Source organism: Bacteroides caecigallinarum, assembly GCF_016901995.1.
Taxonomy (GTDB): Bacteria; Bacteroidota; Bacteroidia; order Bacteroidales; family Bacteroidaceae; genus Phocaeicola; species Phocaeicola cellulolyticus.
The window spans coordinates 1-8721 of sequence record NZ_JACJLE010000081.1 but is presented as its reverse complement, the minus strand read 5'-3'; the positions used below and the strand labels follow the sequence as shown (position 1 = coordinate 8721).

Sequence of the window (8721 nt, the reverse complement as noted above, 5' to 3'; positions counted from 1 at the left end):
GTCTAATATTCAGCTATTTATAACATTATAAGAGGTGTATTACTAAAAAAGTTCACTTTACGAGGATGACATCATCAAGGTTGGCGGTGTACTGAAAATGAAATAGCAGTTGAAGATTCATTTCAGCTCATGAAGAAAAGCCTGAGACCAATAAATATATATGACAAAATCAAAACAGGAACCAAAAGAAAAAAGCATATAAAGGTGTGGATAACTACCTCTATATGCTTTATGATGTTTATAAATGAAATTGATATTGTTGGCTGTCTCCGGCACCTATTCCCGTAAATGAACATTCCCCTTATGAGTCGGGGCTTTCGTTGCAAGTTCTCTCTTTGCTGTGGGCTTTATCCTGCAATCCCTAATGTATGTGCAAATGCACGAAGCTCCAAGAGAGTTACCACGCCGGAGGCTTCATTTATTTTGGTTGCATTAAAATTGAAGAATAGGATGCCATTCTTTTACTTTCCTTAAAATATCCTCTGCTGTTTTACAAGTTCCTTTCGTTCTATTATTTACTTTTTCTATGAATTCGTTGTCATAAATATTTATCAGGTGTATTCCATTAAATTCTGATACAGGCTTGACAAATACAATTCCATCACATATATCACTAAGCCTTTGTTCTTTTGTGTAAGGCGAACCATTCTCGCCATAACTTGACAGTTTTATAGTAGGATTAGCGAAATATGTTTCTGTCCTTAATAGAGGAAAATCATCTTTTAAATCAAATCCAACAGGTTTATTACCATATTTCTGAAAGGCTTTATCCATTACACCGTCAGCTATAAGATTCCACCGAGTCTGACTGTTCTCTATATAGCCTCTGTTTCCCATTTGCCCACCCCATAAATTGATGATGAATACATCTTGAGGATAACAGCTTTTGAGTAAAAAGCCGGCTGAAGGCCAATTGTAATAGTAATCCCCTTGGCGTGTACCATTTATACGTGCTAAGGTATGTGAAGCTCCAGCATAAAATACTATGTGTGATCGTTTAATGATATAATTTCTTATGATATCAAACATATTATCATCCCGTGAACCCGTATATACATAGTCCTTTCCGTCAAAATAATCTTGTATATACGCCGGATCCACTAAAAGGATACGTGTTCGGAGATTTTCAGGTTTCTTTTGATTATTTTCCCATATAGATTTGAAAACATCTGCATATTCTTTATATGGATTACCCAAATCATCAGGTGTATATTGCAAAATCTTAAAAACCAGATCTTCTCTGTAAACTGGGGATTTTATCAAGCTATCTGCAAGATACTGATACCTTTCGGATCCAAACTCAACTGCCACCGCATCAATATTCGCCGTTGAATCTTTTGCTGAAGCAGTTATCAGTTCGCACAAGAATTGAGGGTGAGCATCTATCCAATGATCTTCCCCTAATGCAACAACTGAATGTGAACGTATTTTATCAAGTACATATTCCAAATGTGGTTGCCCATTATTTTTAATGTATTGATAATAAGATTCGCTGTCAAGGCAATCTTGCGCAACAGAAATGTTACTTGATATTATCAAAAGCAACAAGACAAAACATTTTTTAATTGTAAAACTTCTCATTTTTATATTCATATTAAAATTTATGATTCCATAATTAGATTCACTTTATATTACTGTCTTTCCTGTTTGTTGAACAAAAAAATATCTTATAATATTAGTAATAATCATAAGATAAATTCATATTCGTTATGTTACAAATAGTTGAAACAGAAAAATATAAACTTCTTTGGTCTTAAAATATCTACTAAATTGTTACAAATATAGACTATAATATTGAAATAAGCTGAAAAAACTGAAAAAACACAGAAATATATCAATAAATTATCGAATAATCTGAATATTTTAATAGTTTACTTCACGAGGATGACATCATCGAGGTTAGCGGTGTACTGCTTACTGATGTGTTCGCATTTAAGGTACTAAGACTTGTCTGTAGTACCCCGGACAGCAACCTTAATAATGCTGTGACCGTTCTTGTGGTTAATACAACACTTCGGAAGATCCAGACGGAAACGGCTGGTATAGGCAAAAACTGCTATCTCCGTACAGAAGCTGTGCTGCATACGGAGTTTGCGCACACTTTCTGAAGAAAAGTAGAGACGGCTTCCTTCAACCAAGTATGTTAAGTTAATGAAATATATATGCAATAAATATCAGCAACAACAGTAAAGAAGCACCAACGTACCTGTACTTCTTATTGAATATAGTAAATACGCACAAGCCAACTATCAATAATCGGTAAAATATACCTATTAAGGTAAATTCACATGTAAATATGTTGATTAAAATTGATACAGCTATAGTTATAAGGATGATATTCAGAACTATCTTAAAAATATCGTTGATAATCTTATTTATTTCCATAATTTTTATGAGCAACTGTCAGCAACCCTTTTTCGTCTTTGATAATTTTGAAGTTTCCTGAGTCAAGCATTTCATTCCATTGCCGGAATAAATCTATAATAAACTCATACAAGTCCTTTCGTACATTTATATCTTCGTGTGAAGACAATGGGCATACAAGTTTTCCATCCTGTTCCGACAGATATTTTCTTGCTCTGTCTAGGGCTGCGAGATATATCACCTGATTATATATATAATCGTCATTATAACCGTCAGTATTCAATGCGTCTATGGCAGAATACGACATTTCGACAGTAGTTTGTAGATATGTAGTATCAGTAATTGATTCTCTATATCTGTTTGCCTTCTCCATCATCTTATCAATTCTTTTCCTTGCTTTCTGGTCGTCAGACATTACTGTATTGTTTTCTTGTGTAGTGTTCATCAGAAACCAAACCTTCCTTTGCCATTCATATACGGCAAACTTCTCGTCATCCACATTGTCTGTTTTGTCAATATAGCTTCTTATACTTGGCGCAGAAGAATACTTGGATTGTATTATGTCATCAACCAGATAGCCATGCAGTCCCTTCAGATTATTGAACAGAAAACCTTGGAACATCAGGTTTATATAGTCTTTGTTCTCGTGCAGGTATTGTTTGTAGGCTTTGTAGGCATCAGATTTCATATAGTCCGAAGCTTTGCTACTGTAGCCCGTTTTCTCAAGCTCATCCTCCAGTGCCTTTTCCAGTCTTACATACTCTGAAGAATCCTCTATGCTGTACCAATAGTGCTCATCAGGCTTTGAAGACATATCTACCCATGCCTTCGCCTCCCAATAATCTATACCCATGTTTACAGAATCTCTTTCTTCAGGGGACAATTCATAGTATAGAGAATCTTTTTCCCAGCCATCGAAAATGACTTCAATCGAGTCTGATTTCTCTTTCATTATTCCTTTATAGATTTCAGGCAGTTTCTGGTCTGTTTGGGACGTTATCATGAATGCACCGCTTTCTATCCTGCCATTAACCTGTGGATCTGAAATGATGGAGTCGTTATATACGAATGCAATTTGTTTCCCGATTGCACTTTCAGTCTCATCGGCCCACTTGTTGATCTTATGCTTGCTTATTCGTCCGCTAATGGCATATTTGCCGTAATAGTCTTTTTCAAGTTTTAACCCAACCATATCTTTTACAGTTATGATTGGCTTAACAGATAAGCTGTCTGTACTTAATACATGATACCAGCCATTTTCTCTATGTGACAATGCCTGGTCAGCATTATTTGTCACATAAACACCGGTAGGCCCGTCTGCACCTCCTATGATACCAGCAGCACTCCTTTTGGATGTTTTACAGCTAATAAAAGAAGTAGAGATTAAGATAAAAAGGTATAAGAGTCTCATAATTTGAATTTATTGTCGTTGCAAAGATTATTAATAAAAGTATTTTGAATAAATTTCCTGTTTTCATACCGTTAGTGGAATTAATTTGCAAAGCTACAGAAATATAGGATCTAAATTCCCAATCTTATCTCCCGCAGACGATACAATGATAGAATCAAAATCTGTTCATCACATGTCAGATTCTAATTCTTTCTCAATTTCTTCAATAGTAGGCAAACTACCTCGGAAATCTTTCGGTAGAGCTTGCCCTAATTCATAATCGGAAATTCCGATAGGCTTCTGAATATCACGCAATGCATATTCTGCCTTGATACGGTCTTTGCTCTTGCAAAGCAACAGTCCGATAGTCCGGTTGTCCCCCTCTCGGCAAAGAATATCATCTACGGCAGAGCAGTAGAAATTCAGTTTGCCGATATACTCCGGTATAAACTCCGTATCTTTCAATTCAATCACCAAATAGCGGTGCAGAAAGGTATTATACATCAATATGTCAATATAATAATCATCGCCAGACACCTCTATATGATACTGTCGTCCCATGAAAGCAAAGCCTGCCCCCATTTCTACAAGGAATTTCTCCACATGCTTCACCAAGCCGATTTCCACGTCACGCTCATTGTATTGCTCTGTAAAAGTCAGCATATCAAATATATATGGGTCTTTGAGCATTGATTTCACATCATCTGCTTCCGGAACAGGCAGGGTTTCCGTGAAATTGTTAGCCAACGCTCCGTGCTTGTTGTAATCGTCAAGTTTGATGGCTTCTTGCAGATAGCGTGTTGTCCAGTGATTGGTAATGCTCTGCACCATATACCAATAGCGTGCACGAATATCTTTGACCTGCTTTATCAATACAAGATTGTGCGTCCAATCCAAATGCTTGAAAGGTAGGGTGAAATTATATTCATCCAATTGCGAAATCAGCGATTTCGCAATTGGGGAAACTGCCCTTTTTATCATCGTAAGTTCCTGATTATACTCATTAAAAAACTGCACCATATATTGCATGTTACGTACAGTAAATCCTTTTATTTCGGAATAATCGTTCTTCAAGTCCGCTGACAGCCGTTGCAAAGTTTTCTTGCCCCAACCGTCTGCATCCTGGCTTTGCTGCAACATGCCGCCAATATCCCAATACATCCTGAGCATTTCTTCATTGGCAGCATAAATCGCCCTTTGCTGGGCTATCAGTACCCGTTGCTTGATTTTGCGAAGCAATGCCGCATAACCACGAAAGTTATCCGACATGTTTTCAATTGCTTGTTTATCTGTATTTTTAGCCATAATTTCCTTTGATATATTTACAAAGTTACGTTTATATCAATTGTTCAAACATGTATAAACAAAAATAATACATTAAAGTGAGACCCACAACTAAACAATAACAAAGACATAATTTACATTTTGACATTTTGCTTTTCTACCCTTCCAAGATTTAAATATTCAGAAGAAAGATATTATCCATCAATAAAAATTTAAGCCAAGGATATACAACATATAACAAAATAACATGTATAAATACACTGTATAATCTTTTACATAAACAAAAGAACACGTAATACAATAAGGATTAACACTTACCTTCTAGAATAATATTTTTCGGAAACAGCAATGATATATAACAAATAAAAAAACGTAAGCATTTTGACAAATAATAGAACTTTTCACTTACAAAGCGACAGACCAGCACGTATAAGGAGATTGCTCATTAAAATTATAACCCGGTTCCGCACCTGAACAACAGAATGGAAACCGGGTTAAACTAATAAATATATTAAAGTTCTTTCTTTATCTTTTCAATCATCGAAGCATACTCTTCATCAGACAAATATACTTCCTTAGGGTTCATGCGGAACACACCGCCAAAATCAGGACCATCAACATATTTAGGAACAAGATGGAAGTGTAAATGCTCCAAAGTATCGGAGTATGCGCCGTAATTTATCTTGGCAGGACTGAACACTTTCTGCATTGCTCTCGTTACGCGTGCAACATCTGCCATGAAAGCGTTTCTTTCTTCATCACTCAAAAGATTAAGATCATCAACATGTCCGTTGTAAGCTACCAGACAACGTCCTCTGTAAGTCTGTTCCTTGAAGAGGAACACTCTGGAAACACTTAGTTTCGCTATTTCAATCATTAAACTGTGCAATGTATCGTTATTCTGACAATACAAGCACTCCATTGGATTACTTTTCATTTCTCATCATATTTTTAATAGACATACAAAAATACACTTTTTCAATATATCATAAACATCTGAAGCAAAATTTAAAACTGTTTGAAAAGCTTTTGCAAAAGGTTATCAAACTTTAAGATTTATGGCAAATTCCATTATACAGACAAGCTGAATAACAAAATAAATATACAAAATGAGAAAAAAATTTTCATATATCGAAGTTATATACTATATTTGTCATAGAAAACATGTAGCATAGATGACAGAAGAGGACAAAAATCTACTAAACAGTTTCGAAGGAAAGCTAAGGCATGTCCTTTTTTTATATGATGAAGAGAAAAAAGAAAATGCCATTTTAAAGCAATCCATAGCCGACAAAGATTCTGAAATACAGGTCTTGTTAAGTAAGATTAAAGAACTTGAAACCAGATATGCGAACCTGAAAATGGCCCGTATGATAAGTGTAAATGATGATGAAATCAGAGACACGAAACAAAGACTTACGAGGCTGGTGCGTGAGGTCGATAAATGTATTGCTTTACTGAACAAATAGAGGAAAGAAAAGGCAGTGAAACATATAATATATGGACGACAAACTGAAAATACACTTACAGATTGACAGAGAACGGTATCCGCTGGTGATTAATCGTGAAGAAGAGATTTTCTACCGTGAAGCTGCCAAAATGATTGACAATAAACTGAACAAATACCGCAGTCTATATCCGGATTTCGGAACCATGAAACACTGGACTATGGTGGCACTGGAACTGGCATACGAAAATGCAAAAATAAAGGATTCGGTGGATATGACACCATATAAAGAAAAGATTGAACAACTGGAAAACCTGTTGGATGGTTACATAAAGGACAGCAAATAAAAGTAGTTGTTTGGGAAACGAGTAAGGAAATTCACGCACAAGTTTACAGGATAAACTCCTGAAGCTTGTGCGTTTTTATTTATATTTTAAACTTAAATTATAGATGTTGACAACAGTAATACTAACAGTTGTAGCCTTCCTGGTAGGAGGAGCTCTTTCATATAGCTTTTTCAGATATGGTCTGAAATCGAGATATGATAATATCATTAAAGAGGCTGAAACGGAAGCCGAAGTAATCAAGAAAAACAAACTCCTGGAAGTAAAGGAGAAGTTCCTGAACAAGAAAGCCGACCTTGAAAAGGAAGTGGCTGCCCGCAACCAGAAAATACAGCAGGCAGAAAACAAGTTGAAACAGCGCGAAATGGTGTTGAACCAGAAGAATGAAGAACTTCAGCGCAAACGTAACGAAACAGAAGCCATCAAGGAAAATCTTGACGCACAGCTGGTAATTATCGAGAAGAAGAAAGAAGAACTTGACCACCTGCAGTCACAGGAACGTGAAAAGCTTGAGGCTATCTCAGGATTGTCTGCAGAGGACGCAAAAGAAAGACTGATTGAATCGCTCAAGGATGAAGCCAAGACTCAGGCTCAGTCTTACATCAACGACATTATGGACGACGCTAAACTTACTGCTAACCGCGAAGCTAAGCGTATCGTGATACAGTCTATACAGAGAGTAGCTACTGAAACCGCAATCGAAAACTCTGTAACTGTATTCCATATCGAATCGGACGAAATCAAAGGACGTATCATCGGACGTGAAGGACGTAACATACGTGCCCTTGAAGCTGCTACCGGAGTGGAAATAGTAGTTGACGATACTCCTGAAGCTATCGTACTTTCTGCTTTCGACCCTGTTCGCCGCGAAATCGCCCGCCTTGCGCTTCATCAGCTTGTTACTGACGGACGTATCCACCCGGCACGTATCGAAGAAGTCGTTGCCAAGGTACGCAAGCAGGTGGAAGAAGAAATCATCGAAACAGGTAAACGTACCACTATCGACCTTGGTATCCACGGTCTGCATCCTGAACTTATCCGTATCATCGGTAAGATGAAATACCGTTCATCATACGGACAGAACCTGCTGCAACACGCACGCGAAACAGCTAACCTCTGTGCTGTGATGGCTTCTGAACTTGGATTGAATCCTAAGAAAGCAAAACGTGCCGGATTGCTTCACGATATAGGTAAGGTGCCTGATGAAGAACCTGAATTGCCACACGCATTGCTCGGTATGAAACTGGCTGAGAAATACAAGGAAAAACCTGATATCTGCAACGCTATCGGTGCTCACCACGACGAAGTGGAAATGAACAGCTTGCTGGCTCCTATCGTACAGGTGTGCGACGCTATCTCAGGTGCGCGTCCTGGTGCCCGCCGCGAAATTGTTGAAGCATATATCAAACGTCTGAACGACCTTGAACAGCTTGCAATGTCTTATCCTGGTGTAACCAAGACATATGCTATCCAGGCTGGTCGCGAGTTGCGCGTAATAGTAGGTGCAGACAAGATTGACGACAAGCAGACAGAAAGCCTGTCAACAGAAATCGCCAAGAAGATACAGGACGAAATGACTTATCCGGGTCAGGTAAAGATTACCGTGATAAGAGAAACACGCGCCGTAAGCTTCGCAAAATAATAAACAGAGAAATAAATAATAAAGGCTATATTTCATATCCTATGGTTAAGGATTGGAATATAGCCTTTTTAGTTTTATATAAAAAATTATCGACGAATATGATGACGTTTGACTCTTCTTTTTCTTCTGCTCTGATTGCGTCTGAAGTGTACTGAATTTGGTTGTCAGTTTGTGTTGTAACTCCTGACCAAGTTGACTGGTTAAACATTATATTCCTAACAAGGTTGTCAGTTATGCAAAAGTACAACAA

Annotated in this window: 8 protein-coding genes; 3 read left to right on the top strand and 5 right to left on the bottom strand. The window is 37.3% G+C overall.

Annotated elements, in window-relative coordinates:
- Positions 1 to 432: 432 nt before the first annotated feature.
- From H6A61_RS14555 to H6A61_RS14535, 5 genes are all read right to left on the bottom strand, one after another.
- On the bottom strand, positions 433 to 1593 hold the full coding sequence (locus tag H6A61_RS14555; protein WP_204394600.1) for a hypothetical protein: 1161 nt from the start codon (positions 1591 to 1593) through the stop codon (positions 433 to 435).
- A gap of 347 nt (positions 1594 to 1940) precedes the next feature.
- Positions 1941 to 2138: a hypothetical protein gene (locus H6A61_RS14550; protein WP_204394599.1), complete on the bottom strand. Its 198-nt coding sequence runs from the start codon at positions 2136 to 2138 to the stop codon at positions 1941 to 1943.
- A gap of 233 nt (positions 2139 to 2371) precedes the next feature.
- Positions 2372 to 3775 (bottom strand): SecDF P1 head subdomain-containing protein, encoded by a 1404-nt coding sequence (locus H6A61_RS16030; protein WP_239469247.1) that lies wholly within the window; start codon positions 3773 to 3775, stop codon positions 2372 to 2374.
- 168 nt (positions 3776 to 3943) lie between these two features.
- Entirely contained in the window at positions 3944 to 5059 is a 1116-nt protein-coding gene (locus tag H6A61_RS14540; protein ID WP_204394598.1) for a PDDEXK nuclease domain-containing protein, read from the bottom strand.
- Positions 5060 to 5549: 490 nt separating this feature from the next.
- Positions 5550 to 5975, bottom strand: a complete 426-nt coding sequence (locus H6A61_RS14535; protein ID WP_154042948.1) for an HIT family protein — start codon at positions 5973 to 5975, stop codon at positions 5550 to 5552.
- A 238-nt stretch (positions 5976 to 6213) separates the two neighbouring features.
- Between H6A61_RS14535 and H6A61_RS14530 the strand changes: the two genes are divergently transcribed.
- From H6A61_RS14530 to rny, 3 genes are all read left to right on the top strand, one after another.
- A complete protein-coding gene (locus tag H6A61_RS14530; protein WP_154042949.1) occupies positions 6214 to 6507 on the top strand; it encodes a hypothetical protein in 294 nt (97 codons plus the stop codon).
- A gap of 31 nt (positions 6508 to 6538) precedes the next feature.
- Positions 6539 to 6832 carry a cell division protein ZapA gene (locus tag H6A61_RS14525; RefSeq protein WP_154042950.1) on the top strand — a complete coding sequence of 98 codons (294 nt, stop codon included), beginning with the start codon at positions 6539 to 6541 and terminating at the stop codon, positions 6830 to 6832.
- A gap of 103 nt (positions 6833 to 6935) precedes the next feature.
- Positions 6936 to 8471, top strand: a complete 1536-nt coding sequence (rny, locus tag H6A61_RS14520) for a ribonuclease Y (protein WP_204394597.1) — start codon at positions 6936 to 6938, stop codon at positions 8469 to 8471.
- Positions 8472 to 8721: the final 250 nt, after the last annotated feature.